The organism is Luteitalea sp. TBR-22 (assembly GCF_016865485.1).
GTDB lineage: Bacteria > Acidobacteriota > Vicinamibacteria > Vicinamibacterales > Vicinamibacteraceae > Luteitalea.
Map to the genome: position 1 here is coordinate 3,658,699 of NZ_AP024452.1, position 18,461 is coordinate 3,677,159.

Sequence of the window (18,461 nt, forward strand, 5' to 3'; positions counted from 1 at the left end):
CCATGCAGACTTCGCCGCCGCACAAGCCCGTCAAGTACATCTTCGTCACCGGTGGCGTGGTGTCCTCGCTGGGCAAGGGCCTCGCGGCCGCCTCGATCGGCGCCCTGCTCGAGGACCACGGCTACAAGGTCACGATGCAGAAGTTCGACCCGTACATCAACGTCGATCCCGGGACGATGTCGCCGTACCAGCACGGCGAGGTGTACGTGACCGACGACGGGACCGAAGGCGACCTCGACCTCGGGCACTACGAGCGCTTCACCAACACGGTCGCCTCGAGGAACTCCAACTGGACGACCGGCAAGATCTATCTCTCGGTGATCCAGCGTGAGCGTCGCGGCGACTACCTCGGCGCCACCGTCCAGGTCATCCCGCACATCACCAACGCGATCAAGGAGAGCATCCTCGCCGTGTCGGACGGCGTCGACGTGGTGCTGGTCGAGATCGGCGGCACGGTGGGCGACATCGAGAGCCTGCCCTTCCTCGAGGCGATCCGCCAGTTCCGCCAGGATGTCGGCCGCGAGAACACGCTCTACATCCACCTCACGCTCGTGCCGCACGTGAGCACGGCCGGTGAGTTGAAGACCAAGCCGACCCAGCACAGCGTGCGCGACCTGCGATCGATCGGCATCCAGCCCGACATCCTGCTGTGCCGCACCGATCGCACGCTGCCGCGCGACATCAAGCGGAAGATCGCGCTGTTCTGCGACGTCAACGAGGACGCCGTGATCACCGCGCGCGACGTGTCGAGCGTCTACGAGGTGCCCCTGGCGCTGGCCGAGGAAGGCATCGACCACATCGTCCTCAAGCAGTTGTCGCTGCCCGACACGCCGCGCCCCGCCGGGCAATGGGAAGAACTGCTCGACAGGATCCGGCACCCGCAGGACGAAGTGACGATCCACGTCGTCGGCAAGTACGTCGGCCTCGAGGACTCGTACAAGAGCCTCACCGAGGCGCTGTTCCACGGCGGCTTCAAGCACCGGCTGAAGGTCAACATCAAGTGGATCGAGGCCGAGGCCCTCGAGGTGGAAGGCGGCGAGCACGAACTCGACGGCGCCGACGGCATCCTCGTCCCGGGCGGCTTCGGCAACCGCGGCACGCGCGGGATGATGAAGGCGGTCGAGGTGGCCCGCCAGCGCAACATCCCGTTCTTCGGGATCTGCTACGGCTTCCAGTGGGCAACCGTCGAGTACGCCCGGAACGTGTGCGGCATCGTCGACGCCGACAGCACGGAGGTGGCGCCCGACACGACCGACAAGGTCATCTACAAGTTGCGCGACCTGCTCGGGGTCGACGACCTCGGGGGGACGATGCGGCTTGGCTCGTATGCGTGCCAGTTGAAGCCGGGCTCGCTCTCGCACCGACTCTATGGCGCCGACGTGATCCACGAGCGGCATCGGCACCGCTACGAGTTCAATTGCCTCTACGAGCCGGCGATCACGGAGAAGGGCCTCGAGATCGTCGGCCGCTCGCTCGACGGCAAGTTCGTCGAGATGGTGGAACTGCCCACCCACCCGTGGTTCATCGCGGTGCAGTTCCACCCCGAGTTCAAGTCGAAGCCCCTGAAGCCCCACCCGCTGTTTGCCGGCTTCGTGGAGGCCACGCACCAGCACGCGCTGGCCGCGCGGCGCGCCGCCGCGCCCGCCGAGACGCTCGCCTGAGCGTCCGGCCGGGCACTGCGCCGCGGCGTGTCGTCACCCTATAATGTCGGGGTGCAACCGGTTCACGTCGGGCCGGTGACGTTCGGGACCGGCCAGTTGGTGCTGGTGGCCGGCCCGTGCGTCATCGAGAGTGACGCGCATGCGCTCGACCTCGCCCACATCCTCGCGTCGATCGCGCGGGTGGCGGGGATGCCACTCATCTTCAAGGCCTCCTTCGACAAGGCCAACCGCACCTCGCTCGCGTCGTTTCGCGGACCCGGCCTCGCCGCCGGCCTGAAGACCCTGGCGCGGGTGAAGGAAGAGGTCGGCCTCCCCATCCTCACCGACATCCACGAGCCGTCCCAGGCCGCACCCGTCGCCGAGGTGGCCGACGTGCTGCAGATTCCGGCCTTCCTGTGCCGACAGACGGACCTGCTGGTGGCAGCGGCCAGGACCGGGGCGGTCGTCAACATCAAGAAGGGCCAGTTCCTGGCGCCCGACGACATGAAGTACCCGCTGGAGAAGGTGCGCGAGTCGGGCAACGCGCGCGTGCTGCTCACCGAGCGGGGCACGTCGTTCGGGTACCACAACCTCGTGGTGGACATGCGCGCCTTCCCGCAGCTGCGCGCGCTCGGGGCGCCGGTCATCTACGACGTGACCCACAGCCTGCAGCTGCCGGGCGCCGGCGACGGCCGCACCGCAGGCCAGGCCGCCTACATCGAGACGATGGCCTGCGCCGGCGTCGCGGCCGGCGTCGACGGCGTGTTCATGGAAGTGCACGAGGACCCGGCGCGGGCCAGGTCGGACGCCGAGAACGCGCTGCGCGTCGACCGGTTGCCCGCGCTCCTCAACCGGCTGCTGCGCGTGCACGCGGCGTCGCGCGCCTGAGGGCCATGACGGCGATACCCGAGTCCGGCGCATCCACGCATCGCTCGCTGGACCTGGCGGCCCGCGTGCTGCGCATCGAGGCCAACGCGGTCGAGGGGCTGGTGGCGCGCCTCGACGGGCGCTTCATCGATGCGGTGCGACTGCTGGCGGCCTGCCGGGGGCGCGTCATCGTCACCGGCATGGGCAAGTCCGGCCTGATCTGCCGGAAGATCGCCGCCACCCTGGCGAGCACGGGCACGCCCGCCTTCTTCCTGCACCCGGCCGAGGCCCTGCACGGCGACCTCGGGGTGGTGACCGAGGGCGACGTCGTGGTGGCGTTGTCCTATGGCGGCGAGACGGCGGAGGTCGTGCGGCTGGTCGAGATCGTCAAGCGGCTCGGGGCGCGCCTGATCGGCATGACCGGCGCCCCGCAGTCGACGCTGGCGCAACTGGCCGACGTCCACCTCGATTGCGGCGTCGACGAAGAGGCCTGCCCGCTGAACCTCGCGCCGACGGCGAGCACCACCGCGGCGCTCGCGCTCGGCGATGCCCTCGCCATGGTGCTGCTGACCGAGAAGGGCTTCCGCGCCGACGACTTCGCGTACCGGCACCCGGGCGGCTCGCTCGGCAAGCGGCTGATGCGGGTGTCGCAGTTGATGCACGCCGGCGAGACGATGCCGTCGGTGCCCGAGGCGACGCCGCTGCGCGAGGTGATCTACGAGATGAGCCGCAAGGGGCTCGGCATGACCTGCGTGGTCGACGAGGCGGGGCGGCTGGTGGGCATCATCACCGACGGCGACCTGCGCCGCCTGATGATGCGCGAGGCCGACGTGGCGCGCCGGACCGCCCGCGAGATCATGACGCCGCGGCCCGTGACGATCGCCGGCGACGTGCTCGCCGCCGAGGCGCTCCAGGTGATGGAGGCGCGGCGCATCACGTCGGTGCCGGTGGTGGGCGCCGACGGGCGCCCCACCGGCGTCCTGCACATCCACGACCTGTGGCGAACGGAGTTGTTCTGATGTCGACGCAGGCCTCGCCGGACGTGACGGCCCGGGCGCGGAACATCCGCGTGCTGCTGTTCGACGTCGATGGCGTGCTCACCGACGGGGGCGTGTACGTCCACGCCGACGGCAGCGAGAGCAAGCGCTTCGACATCAAGGACGGCGCCGGCATCGTCATCGCCCGGCGTGCCGGGCTGGTGGTGGGGGTCATCTCGGCGCGGCACTCGGCCTCCACCCTGCACCGCGCCAGGCAACTGGGGCTCGACCCGGTGCGGCAGGGCGTCGCCGACAAGGCGGCCGCGCTCGACGACCTGGTGGCCGCGCACGGCTGGTCGGTCGACTCCATCGCGTACATGGGCGACGATGTGGTAGACCTGCCGGTGATGCGGCGGGTGGGCCTGGCGGCCTGCCCGGCCGACGCGGTGCCCGAAGTGCGGGCTGCCGCCCACGTCGTGAGTCCGTGCCCCGGAGGCCGGGGCGCGGCGCGCTCCCTCATCGAGGACATCCTGCGTGCGCAGGGGCGCTGGGACGCGCTCATCGACGCCGACGCCGACCGACGCCCGTGATAGCCGACTACCTGCCCCTCCTCTCCGCGCTCGTCGCATTCCTCCTCGGCCTGGCCTCGGGCAAGGCGTGGGAGCGCTACAAGCTGCACGAAGGCCGCTGGATCGACCGCCGCAAGGCGCGCCAGTCGCCGCACTACATCCAGGGCCTCAACTTCCTGGTGGCCAACCAGCTCGATCACGCCATCGAGGAGCTGAGCCAGGCGGCGCGCGTCGACGAGGACGCGGTCGAGATCCACATGATCCTCGGCAATCTCTATCGCGAGAAGGGCCTCGTGGGCCGCGCGATCCAGATCCACCAGCAGATCCTGCAGCGGCCGCGCATCAGCAAGCTCGAACACACCTATGCCCTGCTCTGCCTCGGCCTCGACTTCACGCGCGGCGGGTTCGTCGACCGCGCCCACGAGGCCTTCGGCGAGGTGCTGCGCCTCGACCCGAGCAACGAGCACGCGCTGCTGCAGTTGCAGAAGCTGTACGAGGACCAGAACCAGTGGGCGGAGGCCTATCGCGTGCGGCGTGAGCTGGCCCGGGAGGACGAGCCCGAGCAGCAGACCAGGCGACACCTGCAGATCCAGGCATTCCTGGAGAACGAACTGGGCATGCAGGCGCTCTCGCGCCAGGACCTGCCGGCGGCGCGCCGCCACTTCGAGCAGGCCATCGAGCTCGATGCGGAAGTGGTGCCGGCGTACCTGAACCTCGGCGACGTGCGGCGCGATGCCGGCGACATGGCCGGCGCCGTCGAGATCTGGGAACGCCTCGTGGCGTCGATGCCGACGCGGGCCCACCTGGTGGCCGAGCGCCTCGGCGACGCCTACACCGCGGCGGGCCGCGCCGAGGCCTTCGAGCACCTGTTCCGCCGGATCGCGACCGATCACCCGCAGGACTGGCGCGCCCGCCTCGCCCTGGCCCGGCACATGCTCCGCGCCGGCCGCCCCGACGACGCGCTGCAGATGGCGCTGGCGGCACTGGCGATCAACCCGCACGCGCTGCTGGCCCACCAGATGGCGTGGGACATCCTGCTGGCCCTGCACCTCGACCCCGGGGCCGTCGATCGCTACGTCGCGCACAGCCGCGACGCCGTGTTCTACAGGGATCCGCACATCTGCCTGCGCTGCCGCTACCGCAGCAAGGAGCTGATCTGGCGGTGCCCGCACTGCCACGAGTGGAACTCGTTCGTCGAGGACCGGCTCGCGCCGGCGCGGCCCACCGAGGACACCGATGCCTGATGGCGTGCTGCGCGTCGGGCTGACCGGCGGCATCGCCACCGGCAAGTCCTACGTGACGCGACGCCTCGCCGAGGCAGGCCTCCCCACCATCGACGCCGATCGGCTGGCGCGCGAGGCCGTGGCCCCCGGCACCGATGGCCTGCGGGCGGTGGTCGCGCGGTTCGGGCGCGAGGTGCTCACCGATGGCGGCGCCCTCGACCGCGCCAGGCTCGGCGCGATCGTCTTCGCCGATGCGGCCGCCCGCGCCGATCTCGAAGGCATCATCCACCCCGAGGTCCGCCGCCGCATCGACGCCTGGCAGCGGCAACTCGCGCGCCAGGGCTACCGCGGCCCGGCGATCGCCGACATCCCGCTGTTGTTCGAGACGGGCCGCACCGCCGACTTCGACGTGGTGGTGGTCGTCGCCTGCGATCCGGCGCGGCAGCGCGAGCGCCTGATGGCGCGCGACGGGTTGTCGGCCGAGGCTGCCGACGTGCGTCTCGCGGCGCAGTGGCCGATTGCCGAGAAGGTGAAGGCCGCCGACGAGGTGGTGATCACCGACGGCACGTTCGACGATACCGACGCGCAGGTGGACGCGCTTGTGGCGCGGTTGCACGCACGAGCATCAGGGGAAAGCCGAGCGTCGACCTGAAGGTCGACGCCCACGAACAGATCGCGATTCGTGGCGGTCGACCTTCAGGTCGACCGTCGCCCGCTCCGCCCTTACCGCACGCGGCGCTCGGCCGCGGTCAGCGTGTTGCGCATCAGCATCGCGATGGTGAGCGGCCCGACGCCTCCAGGCACGGGGGTCAACGCGCCGGCCACGTCGGCGACGGCGGGGTGCACGTCGCCCATCAGCACGCTCCCCCGCTTGCGCCAGGCCTCGTGCCGCTTCGAGTCGGCGCCGAAGAAGCCGATGACGTCGGCCTCGCTCGTCACCGCGTTCATGCCGACGTCGATCACCGCGGCGCCGGGCTTGACGAAGTCGGGCGTCACGAACCCGGCGCGGCCGATCGCCGCGACCAGGATGTCGGCCTCGCGGCACACGGCCGGCAGGTCCGGCGTCCTCGAGTGCGCGATCGTCACCGTGGCGTGCCGGTGCAGCAACAGCAGCGCCATCGGCTTGCCGACGATGTCGCTGCGGCCGATGACGACGGCCCGCTTGCCGGCGATGGCGATGCCCTGCCGCTCGAGCAGCTCGATGATGCCGGCCGGCGTGCAGGCCACCAGCCCCTCGCGGTTCTGCACGAGCCGCCCGACGTTCTCGGCCGTGAAACCGTCAACGTCCTTGGCGGGATCGATCGTCTCGAACACGCGACGCGCGGCGTCGGCCCCCATCGCCGATGGCAGCGGCGACTGGACGAGGATGCCGTCGATGTCCGGGGCGGCGTTGAGGTCGCGGACCAGCGCGAGCACCTCCTCCAGCGACGTGTCGGCGGGCCGCTGGTGGAGGTCGACGCGGAAGCCCACCTCGGCGCCGTGGGTGCGCTTGCTGCCGACGTAGACGTGCGAGGCCGGGTCGTCCCCCACCAGCACGAGCGCCAGGCCGGGCGGTCGCCCGGCCCGCGCCGTGAAGGCGGCCACCTCCGGTTGCAGGTCCTCTCGCATGCGGCGTGCGAGCGCCGCCCCGTCCAGCGTCACCGCCGCCACGTCATGCTCCCGCGTTCAGGTGGCTGTGCTGCTTGCCGTACCCGAAGTAGATGACCAGGCCGATGGCCAGCCAGGCACCGAGCCGGATCCAGTTGGTCCACCCCAGCCCGTACACCATGGCGCCGCACGTGAGGATGCCGAGCACCGCCACCAGCGGCACGGCCGGCACCGTGAAGCCACGCGGGATGTCGGGCCGCTTGACGCGCATGATCCACACACCCGCGCACACCAGCATGAAGGCGAACAACGTGCCGATGCTGGTCATCTCGCCGACGATGTCGCCGGGCACGAAGGCGGCAAACAGCGCCGTGAAGACGAAGAAGAACCAGTTCGACTTGTGCGGCGTCTTGTGGGTCGGGTGCAGATCGGAGAAGAACTTCGGCACCAGGCCGTCCTTGCTCATCGAGTAGAACACCCGCGACTGCCCGAGGAGCATCACCAGGATCACCGACGAGAAGCCGGCGAGGATGGCGACGGTGACGAACTTGGCGAGCCACCCGTAGCCCGTCATGTACTTGGTGATCGCGAAGGCCACCGACGCCTCGCGACCGGTGCTGCGGAAGTCCTGCACCGTGGCGATGCCGCTCAGCACGTGCGCGAACAGCACGTACAGCACCGAGCAGATCACCAGCGAGCCGAGGATGCCGATCGGCATGTCGCGCTTCGGGTTCTTGGCTTCCTGCGCCGCCGTCGATACCGCGTCGAAGCCGATGTAGGCGAAGAAGACCACGCCCGCTGCCCCGAGGATCCCCATGACGCCGCCGTAGTTGTGCGTGATGCCCTCGGGCGTCGTGTAGAGCGACGCCGCCGGGATGTACGGCGTGTGGTTGGCCGGGTTGATGAAGCCCCAGCCGAGCACGATCACCAGCAGCACGATCGAGACCTTCGTGATCACGATCAGGTTGTTCACCCAGGCCGACTCCTGCGTGCCGCGCACCAGCAGCGCCGTCAGCGCCGACAGGACGAAGACGGCGGGCACGTTCAGGATGCCGTGGGCGCCCGTGACCGCGTCGACCTGGAACGGCGAATGACACCACGCGTACGGTATCTGTAACCCGACGAACTCGAGCACCTTGTTCAGGTACTCGCTCCAGGCGATCGCGACCGTCGCCGCGCCGACGGCGTACTCCAGGATCAGGTCCCAGCCGATGATCCACGCCACCAGCTCGCCCATCGTCGCGTACGAGTAGGTGTAGGCGCTGCCGGCGATCGGGATCATCGACGCGAACTCCGCGTAGCAGAGGCCCGCGAAGGCGCACCCGAGGGCGGCCACGAGAAAGGCGATCGTCACCGACGGACCCGCCCGGTCCGCGATCGCGGCCGCGGTGCGCACGAACAGGCCGGCGCCGATGATCGCCCCGATCCCGAGCGCGATGAGCGCGCCCGAGCCCAGCGTGCGCTTCAGCGTGCCTTCTCCCGTGGCAGCGCCTTCGACGAGCAGGCGGTCGATGGACTTGGTACGGAACAGAGTACTGGCCAAGCGGTTTCCCCCGGATGGTGAGCCCAAGGCGCGGAGCGCACTGGGGTGATGGCAAGCGTCAGCGCCGCATTATACCCGGCTGAGTCGAGCCCACCCCGGGGTCGGCGCACCGCCTCGCAAGGACCACCCGCGCCGACGGCGTCGCCGTCAGATTTCGCCCAACGCCCGCAGGTACTCGCTGGCCCGGCCGCGCGGGTTGCCGCCCTGCACGAGGTCGCTGATCACCACCACGGCCGAGGCGCCGGCCTCGATCACCTGCGGCGCGCGCGCCAGGGTGATGCCGCCGATGGCGACCAGCGGCAGGCCGCGGCTCCCGTCCTGCGCGTCGAGCCGGCGACGCGCCTCGGTGATCAGGGCCGTCCCCACTGCCGCGTACCCTGTGGCCTTGGTCGCCGTGCCGAAGACCGGCCCGACGGCCACGTAGTCGAGCGGCAGGGCGCCCGCCTCGTCGACCTGGGCGACCGTGTGCGTCGAGAGGCCGATGATCGCCGCCTCGCCGAGCAGCGCGCGCGCATCCGCGACGGGCAGGTCGTCCTGTCCGAGGTGGACGTGCCGCGTGCCCGCCACCAGGGCGAGATCGACGCGATCGTTGGTGAGGATCCAGGCCTCGCCGGCCCGCGGCGCCAGCCGGTCGAGCCACCCGAGGACGTCGCGCGCGGCGGCCTCCTTGGCGCGAATCTGGATGACGCGCACGCCGGCGTCGAGGAAGGCCTCGGCCAGGTCGGGCACGGTCCACCCGGCGCTCGCCGCGACGTCGGCGTCGGCGATGGCATACAGCCGCGACGGGAAGGCCCGTCGCGGCGCGGCGTGCGCGGTGGCCATCGCGGCCTACGCCGGTGGCGGCGTGGGTGGCGCCAGGAATCGATCCATGAACGCGGTCGAGATGCGCGCCTGCTGGAAGTCCTCGTCGGCGAGGATGCGCAGGTGCATCGGCACGGAGGTGTGGATGCCCTCCACCACCGTCATCTCGAGGGCGCGGCGCATCCGCGCGATCGCCTCCTCGCGCGTCCGGCCGTACGACATCAGCTTGGCCACCAGCGAGTCGTAGTTGGGCGGCACGGTCGCCTCCGCGTGGATGAACGTGTCGACGCGGATGCCGGGTCCGCCGGGAAGGCAGAACGCATCGACGCGGCCGGGGCTCGGCGCGAACGTGTTCGGGTTCTCGGCGTTGATGCGGCACTCGATCGCGTGACCGCTGATCTTCACGTCGTCCTGCGTGAACGAGAGCCGTTCGCCGGCGGCGACGCGGATCTGCTCCTTGACGATGTCGATGCCGGTGACCAGTTCCGTGACGCCGTGCTCCACCTGCAGGCGGGTGTTCGCCTCGATGAAGTACAGGTTGTTGTGCGCGTCCATGAGGAACTCGAACGTGCCGGCGCTGGCGTAGCCGACGGCCTTCGCGGCATCGACCACCATCTTGCCGAGGGCCTTGCGCTGCTTCTCGGTGATCACCGCCGAGGGCGCTTCCTCGATCAGCTTCTGGTGCCGACGCTGCACCGAGCATTCGCGCTCGCCGAGGTGCACCACGTTGCCGTGCTCGTCACCGAGGATCTGGACCTCGATGTGGCGGGGCGCCTCGAGGTACTTCTCGAGGTAGACGTCGCCGATGCCGAAGGCGGCCTGCGCCTCGCGTTGCGCCGTGCGCAGCGCCTGCAGGAGTTCGTCGCCCGAGCGGACGATGCGCATGCCGCGCCCGCCGCCACCGTTGCTGGCCTTGATGATGACCGGGTACCCGAGTTCGGCGGCGACCTTCTGCGCCTCCTCGTCGCTCTCGACCGGTCCCTCGCTGCCGGGCAGCGTGCTCACGCCCGCCTTCTTCATCGCGCGGCGGGCCCGCGACTTCTCGCCCATCAGCCGGATGACCGACGGGCTCGGCCCGATGAACTTGATGTGGCAGGCCTCGCACACCTCGGCGAGGTAGGCGCTCTCGGAGAGGAAGCCGTAGCCCGGGTGGATGGCATCGGCGCCGGTGATCTCGGCGGCGCTGATGATGGCGGGCACGTGCAGGTAGCTCTCGCTGCTGCGGGCCGGCCCGATGCACACCGCCTCGTCGGCGAAGCGCACGTGGAGGCTGTGCTCGTCGGCCTCGCTGAAGACGGCGACCGTCTTGATCCCCATCTCGCGGCACGCGCAGATCACCCGCAGCGCGATCTCGCCGCGGTTGGCAATCAGAATCTTCTTGAACACGCGATCGTCCCTGTCTAGCGCGCGCGCACGGCGAACAGCCGCTCGCCGTACTGCACGGGCTGGCCGTTCTCGACGAAGATCTGCACGATCTCGCCGTCGTACTCCGAGACGATCTCGTTCATCAGCTTCATGGCCTCGATCAGGCACAGGACCTGGTTCTTGCGCACCGTGTCGCCGACGTTGACGAAGGGCGACGCGGTGGGCTCGGGCGCGCGGTAGAACGTGCCGACGATCGGCGACTTCACCACCGCGAGCTCGACGCCCTCGGTCTCGGTCACCTCGGGCGCCGACGCCTCCGGGGGTGCCGGGGCGGCGAGCAGGCCGGGCGCCATGACGGGCATGGGGATCGAGTGGCCGGGACCCACGACCACGGCGGGGGCGTCCTGGCCCTTCTTGCGGACCCGCAGCTTGACGCCTTCCTGTTCCAGCTCGAACTCGGAGAGCTCGTGTTCACGGACCAGGTCGAGGATCTGCTTGATTTCGTCGAGTGTCATCGTCAGTGTGCGGTCGGCCAGCCGAGGGGCACGTCGGTGATCGATTCGTGTCCGTCCACCGTCACCACGACATCGTCCTCGATGCGGATGCCGGCGCGGCCTGTCACGTATGCCCCCGGTTCGATGGTGCAGGCCACGCCAGCCTCGAGGGGGGGCTGGGCAGCGTCTTCCGGCCGAGGGCGCGCCAACCGCGGGGCCTCGTGTACTTCGAGGCCGAGGCCGTGTCCCGTGCCGTGTCCGAATGTCTCCCCGAGGCCTGCAGCCTCGAGCACCTGCCGGGCTGCCCGGTCCACGTGGGCCGGCAGCACGCCCGGGCCAACCGCGGCGCATCCGGCCTGCTGCGCCGCGCGGACCGCGTGGTACTGGCGGTCGACCTCGGACGAAGGGTGCCCCAGACTCACGGTCCGGGTCAAATCGACGCAGTATCCGCCGTACACGCCCCCGAAGTCCAGCACCACCACATCGCCGGCCTCGAGGCGGCGGGCGGTCGGGCGGGCGTGCGGGAAGGCGCTGCGGGGCCCGCTGGCCACGATCGTGTCGAACGCGGCCCGCGAAAACCCGACTGCACGGACCCTTGCGTCGATCTCGGCCGCCACCTCGAGTTCCGTCCGTCCGGGCCGGGCCACCCGGTCGGCAAGGATGGACCGGGCCGCGTCCGAGAGGCGGGCACCGCCCTCCCGCAGGAGCGCCAGTTCGACCGGATCCTTGACGCGCCGCAGGCCTTCCACCACGTCGAGCGGGGTCTCGACCAACTCGCCGCCCCACCCTGCCGCCTCCAGCGCCGACTGCATCTGCCGCGCGTCGTGGAGCGACAACGCACGGCTCTCCACCACCAGCCGACGGGCGCCCAGGAAGACGCAGTGGCGGGCGATCCACGCGGGCGTGGGAGTGTCGGCGGTGTGGACGGGGGTCAGCAGGTCGGCGCCGACCTCGGCGGCCCGAACCGCGGCTGCCGCTTCGTAGCGGGGATCGACCAGCAGGTGGAGGTGGCCGTCGGCGGTCAGGACACCGGCGCCAGCGGTCGCCTCGAGCCCCGAGAGATACCGGAGGTTCGGCAGGTGCGAGACGACGAGCAGGTCGGCCTGCGCCGCCCGCAGGGCGGCCGTGGCACGGGCCAGCCGATTGCGGAAGTCGAAGGGCGGCAGGGGGTCCGGGGCGCGCACGGCGCCCCAGTGTAGTCCCGGACGGGAGGCGCCTACGACGGCAAGCCGGTGAACAGCGAGGCGCGGCGGGCCCGGACGTTGGCCAGCAACTGCTCGAGCGAGGCCAGCGCCGGCGCCGTGTCGGGCTGCGCGGCGTCCTCGATGGCCGCTTCCACGGCCAGGTCGGCCATCGCCATGCGGACAGCCGTGACCTCGCTCGTCGGTGGCTCCAGCGACGCGCCGGGCGCGGTGCCGGCGCGCGTGAAGACCTCTTCGAGGGCCGACGCCAGGGTACCCTGCCACGGCGTCGCGGACGGGTCGGGCTCGGTGGCGTCGCCGAAGGGCACGGGATCGACACCCGTGGCCTCGCGCTCGGCGAACGATGCCGGCACCGGCCGCTCCACCTCCTGGCCCAGCACGTCCTGGAACGGCGTCGTGGACACCTCGTCGGCTCCTGGCAGCGTCCAGGCCGCCGAGGGGCCGTCCTGCGATGCCCACGCCCCGGCGGCATCGTCGCCCCATGAGGCGCCTGCGGGAGACGCGTCGGACTCCGGGATGGGCAGCTCGCCCCACCCCGAGAACGGCACCGGATCACTGGCGCCGGTGCCGACATCGCCGAAGTCGCTCCAGAAGCCCGAAGGCGGCGGATCGACCGGCGTGGCCTCGATCGGCGCAGCGGCCTCGACCCCGGCATCGGCGTCCGACATTGGCGTCGATGCAGCAGGCGCGGCCACGGCAGCCTCGTCGATGGCCGATGGCAGGAGGCTGGCCAGGGGCGCGTCGATGGTCGGGGCGTCCCAGATGCTCGCCGGCGGCATCTGCGACACCGCGGCCTGCCCCCCGTCGCTCTCGGGGTGTTCCCCGGCGGGCGGATCCAGGGCCCACGAGAAGACGGGCGCGGCGTCGGTGACCGGGTCGCTGGTGAGCGGAGGGGCCGGCACCGGCCAGATGCCGGCCGGCTCCTCGCCCTGCACATGGGGCGGCGTGAAGCACATCGTCGGCGCGTCGCCGTGGGCGACGGCGACCGCCGTGTCCGCCTGTTCGGAGGCCGGAGGGTGCGGCAGCGGAGGGGCCGCGTCCGGGATCGGCGGCGGTTCCGGCAGCGACCAGTCGGGCCCGAGTCCGAACTCCTGCGGCCCGTCCACGCCCGTGCCCATCGCGCGGGCCAGGAGATCGCCGGCGATGTCGGCCGTGTCGTCGGTCGTCGGCGCGTGCAGGACGAGGTCGGCCGAGGGCGGCGGCGGCGGTGCGGCGCCTGCCGCAGCGTGCGCGGCCTGCAGCGCCCGGACGGCGGCGAAGTTGTCCGGGGCCTGCGCCACGGCCTGCTCGAGTTCCTCGAGCGCACCCGCCAGGTCGCCGGTGTCGAGAAGCGCGCGCCCGAGGGTCACGCGCGCCGACACGTAGGCGGGATAGCGCGCCAGGCCGTCGCGGCACACCGCGATGGCCTCGTCGAGGCGTCCCGCGCGGCGATGTTCCTCCGCGAGGGCGGCAAAGGCGGCCGGCGTCGCATGCGACTGCATGCGGCGCCGGAGCTGTTCGAGCGGGTTCCCCGTCGGCATGACGCGGCGTTCCTGGCTGGCTCGCGGGCTACGGGCGCGCGAGCACGTCGATCTGCTTGGTCACCGAGACCTTGTTGCCCAGCGCGTTGGTGACGGTGAGCTTCACGAAGTAGTCCCCGCGCTGCGGGAACTGGTACTTGATGACGCGGCCCTGCAGGATGATGCCGCGATCGTCCATGTTCCACTCGTACTGCAGCGTCGGCGAGTCGTAGCAGTCGGACGGCGCGGTCGCGTTGAGCGGGCAGTCCTTCGACAGCCCGGCGTCCAGCGTCACTTCGTCCATGGCATACGGCTCGGTGGGTCTCCAGGAGAAGTTGGCGATCGGCTGGCCGGGGAAGACGATCGTCCCGAGCGGCACCAGACGGATGCTGACGGCGCGCTCCACCGCGTTGGCGTAGTCGCCGCTGAGGGGCGAGAAGGCGACCTGCACGACGTTGCCGCGGTCGGCGTTGCCGCTCAGCCCGCCGGGAGGCGCGGTGTACACCACGGTGGCGCGCCCGTCGCCGCCGGTGCTCAGCTGCTTGGACGACAGGCTGCCGAGGTCGACGATGGCGCCGTTGACGCGGATGTCGGCGCGCAGGGGCACGCCGGCCTTGGGCTCGCTGTTGGGCCCGCGCGCGGTGACGGTGATCTGCGACGTCGACATGCCATCGGTGTTCAGGACGTCGGGCGAGGCCAGCACCTGCAGGGACAGGCCGAGTTCGGAGGGGCCGGTCGCCTTCGGGATGTCGGGCTTGGACGTGCAGGCCGTCGAGACCCACAGGCCTGCCAGGGCAAGCAGCAGAAGCGAGGAACGTCGTGCGGTCATCATGGCTGCACCTGGCTTACTCGGGGTCCGCCCAGTCGGCGAAGTTGACGCTGATGGAGCCGGTCACGGTCGCGTCGCGGCCGGTCTGGTCCTTGCCGAAGAACGTGACGTCGGCAATCGTCGAGATGATCAAGGCGCCGCCGCGGATGCCCACCAGGGTGACCAGCGGCTTCTCGAGCTTGGCCTGGGCTCGCACCAGCGAGAACCCGATGCTCGACGCCGACTCGCCGATCGTGCCGGTGATGGCGCCCTCGAAGGCGTAGGGGACGTCCTCGCCGGGCGTGTTGCGGCCGTCGGTGCGGCGGAACTCGACCCGGTAGCGATTGAGCGTGATCAGGTTGTTGGTCGTCGGCCCGGTGGCGACGTCCTTCATCGCCAGCGACATCGTCACGCGGCCGTTGTCCTCGAAGATGCTCCCCTTGGTGAGCACGTCGGACCGCAGCACGGAGGTGTAGGTGCCGCTCTCGGCGCCGGAGGCGCCTTCGAGCCGCTGGATCACGAGGTAGGACGAGCCCTGCCCCGTCGTGACGGTGCTGCTGCAGCCGCCGGCCAGTGCAGTGGCGGCGAGCAGCAGGCCGAGGGCCGCGGCGCGCGTCGTGCGCGCCCGCCCACGCTGCGAGAGGTATCGCGAGAGTCTCATTTGACGGGTCCTCCGTCCCGCAGGATGCGCGGCGTGATGAAGATGAGCAGTTCGCCCTCGTCGTCGGTCGACGAGTCGCGGCGGAAGAGACGGCCGATGAGCGGCACCTTGTAGAGGCCCGGCGTCCGGTCCTCGGTGAACTGGGTGACGGCTTCGTTGATGCCGCCGATGACCGTGGTTCCCTGGTCGGCGACGAGCACGCGCGTGGTGACGCGCTGGGTGTTGATGGATCGGTTGCCGTTGGCCTCGACCTGGCCCGGCGAGCCGTTGTCGACGTCGACGTCGAGGATCACCGTGTTGGCCTCGGTGATGCGCGGGGTCACGTTCAGGGTGAGCGCAGCCGTCTTGAACTGCACCTGCGGCACCGGCTGGATCACGTTGACGCCATCGCCGCCGGCCGGCGTCTGCAGCGTCGTGTAGGGAATCTCCTGGCCGCGCGTGATCGTCGCCTTGACGTTGTTCTGGGTGACCACGCGAGGCCGCAGCATGATGCTCACGCGCCCCTGGGTCTCGAGGGCCGACAGCGCCACGTCGAGGTTGAAGGCGCCGTTGATGCTCCCGAGCTTGAGGAAGGCGTTGTCGGCGGCGGTGTTGACCGAGCCGGCCACGCCGCCGGCCACCACCGAGTTCGGGAACGCGAGCGGCAACGTGTTGCCCAGCTCGGGGGTCGCCTTGCCCCCGAAGCCCCAGAGCAGCCCGAGCTCGCGCGCCGCGCTCTTGGTGGTGCGCACGATCCGCGCCTCGATCTCCACCTGCGCCTGCGGCCGATCGAGTTCGCCGAGCAGCTGCTGCGCCTTGGTGATGCCGTCGGGGATGTCGAACAGGATCAGCGTGTTGGTGTTCTCGTCGACCTGCACCTCGCCGTACGTGGTGAGGCCGGTCTTGGCCACCAGCTGGGCGACGTCCTTCGCGTTGGCGTAGGAGAGGCGCACCGTGCGGTACTCCTTCTTGGAGACCGCCAGCTCGCGCAGGCGCTCCTCGGCCTGCTTGCGGCGATCGGCCGCCTCGGTCGAGAAGGTCGCCATCGGGGCGATGCGGACGATGGTGCCGTCGACGCTGTAGGCCAGCTGGTTGGCGCGCAGGATCATCTCGAGCGCCTGGTCCCACGGCACGTCGCGCAGCGTCACGTCGACCACGCCCTTGACGCCGGGGTCAATCACCAGGTTCAGGCCCGTGACCTCGGCAAACGTGCGGAGCACGGCGCGCAGGTCCACGCCCTGGAAGTCGAGCGAGATCGGATGGCCCGTGTACTTGCCACCGCTCATCGCCTGCGTCGTCGTCACGGCGGGCGGCTCGGTGGCCACCTGTGCCGACGGCACCGGCGCCGGCGTCGTCGTCCGTCGGACGGCGGGACGCGGCGCGGCGGGCGGCGGCGCCTCGGCGACCTTGGCGCTGGCAGCGACCGGGGCCGGGGTCGGGGCGGGACCCGGGGTCGGAGCGGGTGTCGCCGGACGCGTCGCCGCCCGCGTGACCGCCGGCGCCGGCGCTGCGCCGAATGCGCGGCTCAGTGCCTCGTCGTCGCGACGGGCGCGCTGCGACGGGTTACCGATCGTCACGACCAGCGAACGCTGGTCGGCGGCCGGCCGCACCTTGTAGAGGAAGGTGCCCGACAGGTCGATCACGACGCGCGTCACCAGCGGCGTGGCACTGTTGCGTGCGACGCGCACGCGCCGCACCAGCCCGGCGTTGACGGGCGTGGTGGCGGCCACCTTGTGGGCGACGCCGGCGAAGTCGAGCACCAGGCGTGCCGGTGTCGCGTCGGGCACCTGCACGGCGGTGGCCGCGAGCTTGCCGTCACCCTCGAGGGTGACCAGCACGTCGCCGTCCTCCCGGGTGGCCCGCACGGCGGTCAGCGTGCGTGCGGCCTCCGGGTCGGCGGCCTGACCGGCCGGCCTCGCGGCCGGTGCCGAAGACACGCCACCTGGCGTGTCGATGAGCAGGCGCTGTCCATCCTGGACCAGCTGCAAGACCTCGCGAGGCGTCACGGGGACGGCCGCCACCAGCGCCCGTGAGGGGACGCCGGCGACGAGGACCGCCGTGAGGGCTGCGAGGATCGGCGTGCGCGGGCGCATCATCGGAACTCCTCTGTGTTTCTCAGGGACTTGCGGATCTCCCGCTGCTTCACGGGAGACAGCGGATCCTCGACCCGCTGCAGGAAGACGACGGCGTCGGCGCCCACGACCTTGACGGTGCCGTCGTAGAGCGTGTCGCCGGGGTGGAGGGTGTAGGTCTTGTTGTCGGGGGCCTGCACGATGGCCAGCAGCGCCCCGTTGGTGCGCAGGACGCCGCGCACGCTCAGCTCGCCGATCAGCAGGCCGCGCACGCCGGAGGGTCGCCCGGCCATCGGCAGCCTGGACTCGCCGCGCGACATGAGGCTCACGAACGGGTCGCGGCGCCCCGCCGGGTCGTAGCCGGCCCGGTCCTCGGGGGCGGCCGGCGCCTTGGCTGCAGGCGCGGTCCCCTTCGGCGCGGTCACGGGAGTGGCGGGAGTCCTGGTGGTCGTGCCGGCGGCCTGGGCAAAGCCCGGCACGGCGATCGCGACCGACAACAGCACGACGCGGCAGGTCAGTTTCAGCAGCATGACGACACCTCAGCGCGCTGCAACGGGCGGACGGGCGCCGGCGCCAGCCGGGCGCGCCCCGGGCCGGGCGCCGGGCGCCGGCGCTTCCATGAGGACGAACGTGGTGACGGTGCACTGCGCGTCCACGGTGGCCGGCGATGGCTCGGTGGTCGCGTGCGCCTTGATGTTGATGCCGGAGATGTTGATGATGCGCGGCATCCGGCTGACCTTGTCGAAGAAGGCGCCGAGGTCGTGGTACGTGCCCTCGAGCTGCAACGAGATGGGCCATTCGGCGTGCTGCTGCCGCTGCGCCACCGGCTGCGGCTTGAAGCCGCGGATGGTCAGGTTGGACTGGGTCGCGAGCGTCTGGATGCGGCGCAGGAGATCGCCCACGTCCTTCTGCTCCGGCAGCACGTTGCGCAGTGCGGCGAGCCGTGCGTTCAGCTCCGCGATGCGCGAGCGGAACTCCGGCAGGCGTCGCTCCTCCACACGAGCGCGGGCGATGCCGGTCTCGATCGTCCGGCGCTGGGCGTGCGTGCGGGCCACCTTGGCTTCCATGTCCACGGCGTACATGTAGTGGTGCGTCGCGACGAGTCCGGCGCCGAGCACCACGTACAGGGCCAGCTGGCCCCACCACGGCAACTTGTTCAGTCCGAGTTCCATGG

General features: G+C 71.1%; 18 protein-coding genes. 6 read left to right on the forward strand and 12 right to left on the reverse strand.

All coding sequences use genetic code 11. The features are described from left to right. The first annotated feature begins 2 nt into the window (after window positions 1-2). Genes TBR22_RS15230 through coaE form a run of 6 tightly spaced genes read left to right on the forward strand, consistent with a single transcriptional unit; the run spans window position 3 to window position 5,928 of the window. Window positions 3-1,661 carry a CTP synthase gene (locus TBR22_RS15230; protein WP_239488699.1) on the forward strand — a complete coding sequence of 553 codons (1,659 nt, stop codon included), beginning with the start codon at window positions 3-5 and terminating at the stop codon, window positions 1,659-1,661. Window positions 1,662-1,712: 51 nt separating this feature from the next. Beyond that, window positions 1,713-2,528 carry a 3-deoxy-8-phosphooctulonate synthase gene (kdsA, locus tag TBR22_RS15235; RefSeq protein ID WP_239488700.1) on the forward strand — a complete coding sequence of 272 codons (816 nt, stop codon included), beginning with the start codon at window positions 1,713-1,715 and terminating at the stop codon, window positions 2,526-2,528. A 5-nt stretch (window positions 2,529-2,533) separates the two neighbouring features. Beyond that, window positions 2,534-3,526 carry an SIS domain-containing protein gene (locus TBR22_RS15240; protein ID WP_239488701.1) on the forward strand — a complete coding sequence of 331 codons (993 nt, stop codon included), beginning with the start codon at window positions 2,534-2,536 and terminating at the stop codon, window positions 3,524-3,526. Beyond that, entirely contained in the window at window positions 3,526-4,074 is a 549-nt protein-coding gene (locus TBR22_RS15245; RefSeq protein ID WP_239488702.1) for an HAD family hydrolase, read from the forward strand. The genes TBR22_RS15240 and TBR22_RS15245 overlap by 1 nt, the downstream gene beginning before the upstream one ends. Next, window positions 4,071-5,297: a tetratricopeptide repeat protein gene (locus TBR22_RS15250; protein ID WP_239488703.1), complete on the forward strand. Its 1,227-nt coding sequence runs from the start codon at window positions 4,071-4,073 to the stop codon at window positions 5,295-5,297. Before TBR22_RS15245 ends, TBR22_RS15250 begins: the two co-directional genes overlap by 4 nt. Beyond that, window positions 5,290-5,928 (forward strand): dephospho-CoA kinase, encoded by a 639-nt coding sequence (gene coaE / locus TBR22_RS15255; RefSeq protein WP_239488704.1) that lies wholly within the window; start codon window positions 5,290-5,292, stop codon window positions 5,926-5,928. Before TBR22_RS15250 ends, coaE begins: the two co-directional genes overlap by 8 nt. A 71-nt stretch (window positions 5,929-5,999) precedes the next feature. On the opposite strand, the gene TBR22_RS15260 is transcribed toward coaE, so the two are convergent. The 12 genes from TBR22_RS15260 to TBR22_RS15315 all read right to left on the reverse strand — a co-directional run bounded on the left by TBR22_RS15260 (window position 6,000) and on the right by TBR22_RS15315 (window position 18,459). Further along, window positions 6,000-6,926 carry a bifunctional 5,10-methylenetetrahydrofolate dehydrogenase/5,10-methenyltetrahydrofolate cyclohydrolase gene (locus TBR22_RS15260; RefSeq protein WP_239488705.1) on the reverse strand — a complete coding sequence of 309 codons (927 nt, stop codon included), beginning with the start codon at window positions 6,924-6,926 and terminating at the stop codon, window positions 6,000-6,002. A 1-nt stretch (window position 6,927) separates the two neighbouring features. Continuing rightward, entirely contained in the window at window positions 6,928-8,406 is a 1,479-nt protein-coding gene (locus TBR22_RS15265) for an amino acid permease (RefSeq protein ID WP_239488706.1), read from the reverse strand. 147 nt (window positions 8,407-8,553) lie between these two features. Next, window positions 8,554-9,228, reverse strand: coding sequence for a thiamine phosphate synthase (thiE, locus tag TBR22_RS15270; protein ID WP_239488707.1), 675 nt, complete (start codon window positions 9,226-9,228; stop codon window positions 8,554-8,556). Between the two features lie 6 nt (window positions 9,229-9,234). Beyond that, window positions 9,235-10,593 carry an acetyl-CoA carboxylase biotin carboxylase subunit gene (gene accC / locus TBR22_RS15275; RefSeq protein WP_239488708.1) on the reverse strand — a complete coding sequence of 453 codons (1,359 nt, stop codon included), beginning with the start codon at window positions 10,591-10,593 and terminating at the stop codon, window positions 9,235-9,237. 14 nt (window positions 10,594-10,607) lie between these two features. Then, window positions 10,608-11,087 (reverse strand): acetyl-CoA carboxylase biotin carboxyl carrier protein, encoded by a 480-nt coding sequence (gene accB, locus TBR22_RS15280; RefSeq protein ID WP_239488709.1) that lies wholly within the window; start codon window positions 11,085-11,087, stop codon window positions 10,608-10,610. A 2-nt stretch (window positions 11,088-11,089) separates the two neighbouring features. Then, window positions 11,090-12,250 (reverse strand): Xaa-Pro peptidase family protein, encoded by a 1,161-nt coding sequence (locus TBR22_RS15285; RefSeq protein ID WP_239488710.1) that lies wholly within the window; start codon window positions 12,248-12,250, stop codon window positions 11,090-11,092. 32 nt (window positions 12,251-12,282) lie between these two features. Then, window positions 12,283-13,788: a tetratricopeptide repeat protein gene (locus TBR22_RS15290; protein ID WP_239488711.1), complete on the reverse strand. Its 1,506-nt coding sequence runs from the start codon at window positions 13,786-13,788 to the stop codon at window positions 12,283-12,285. Window positions 13,789-13,816: 28 nt separating this feature from the next. Then, complete coding sequence (locus TBR22_RS15295) at window positions 13,817-14,599, reverse strand: PKD domain-containing protein (RefSeq protein ID WP_239488712.1); 783 nt, start codon at window positions 14,597-14,599, stop codon at window positions 13,817-13,819. Window positions 14,600-14,612: 13 nt separating this feature from the next. After that, window positions 14,613-15,236, reverse strand: a complete 624-nt coding sequence (locus tag TBR22_RS15300; RefSeq protein ID WP_239488713.1) for a hypothetical protein — start codon at window positions 15,234-15,236, stop codon at window positions 14,613-14,615. After that, window positions 15,233-17,311, reverse strand: coding sequence for a type IV pilus secretin family protein (gene pilQ, locus TBR22_RS15305; RefSeq protein WP_239488714.1), 2,079 nt, complete (start codon window positions 17,309-17,311; stop codon window positions 15,233-15,235). Before pilQ ends, TBR22_RS15300 begins: the two co-directional genes overlap by 4 nt. After that, window positions 17,308-17,817 (reverse strand): pilus assembly protein PilP, encoded by a 510-nt coding sequence (locus TBR22_RS15310; RefSeq protein WP_239488715.1) that lies wholly within the window; start codon window positions 17,815-17,817, stop codon window positions 17,308-17,310. The genes pilQ and TBR22_RS15310 overlap by 4 nt, the downstream gene beginning before the upstream one ends. 9 nt (window positions 17,818-17,826) lie before the next feature. After that, the gene (locus TBR22_RS15315; RefSeq protein WP_239488716.1) at window positions 17,827-18,459 is read right to left on the reverse strand and encodes a type 4a pilus biogenesis protein PilO; all 633 of its coding nucleotides are present in this window, start codon (window positions 18,457-18,459) and stop codon (window positions 17,827-17,829) included. Window positions 18,460-18,461 lie beyond the last annotated feature (2 nt).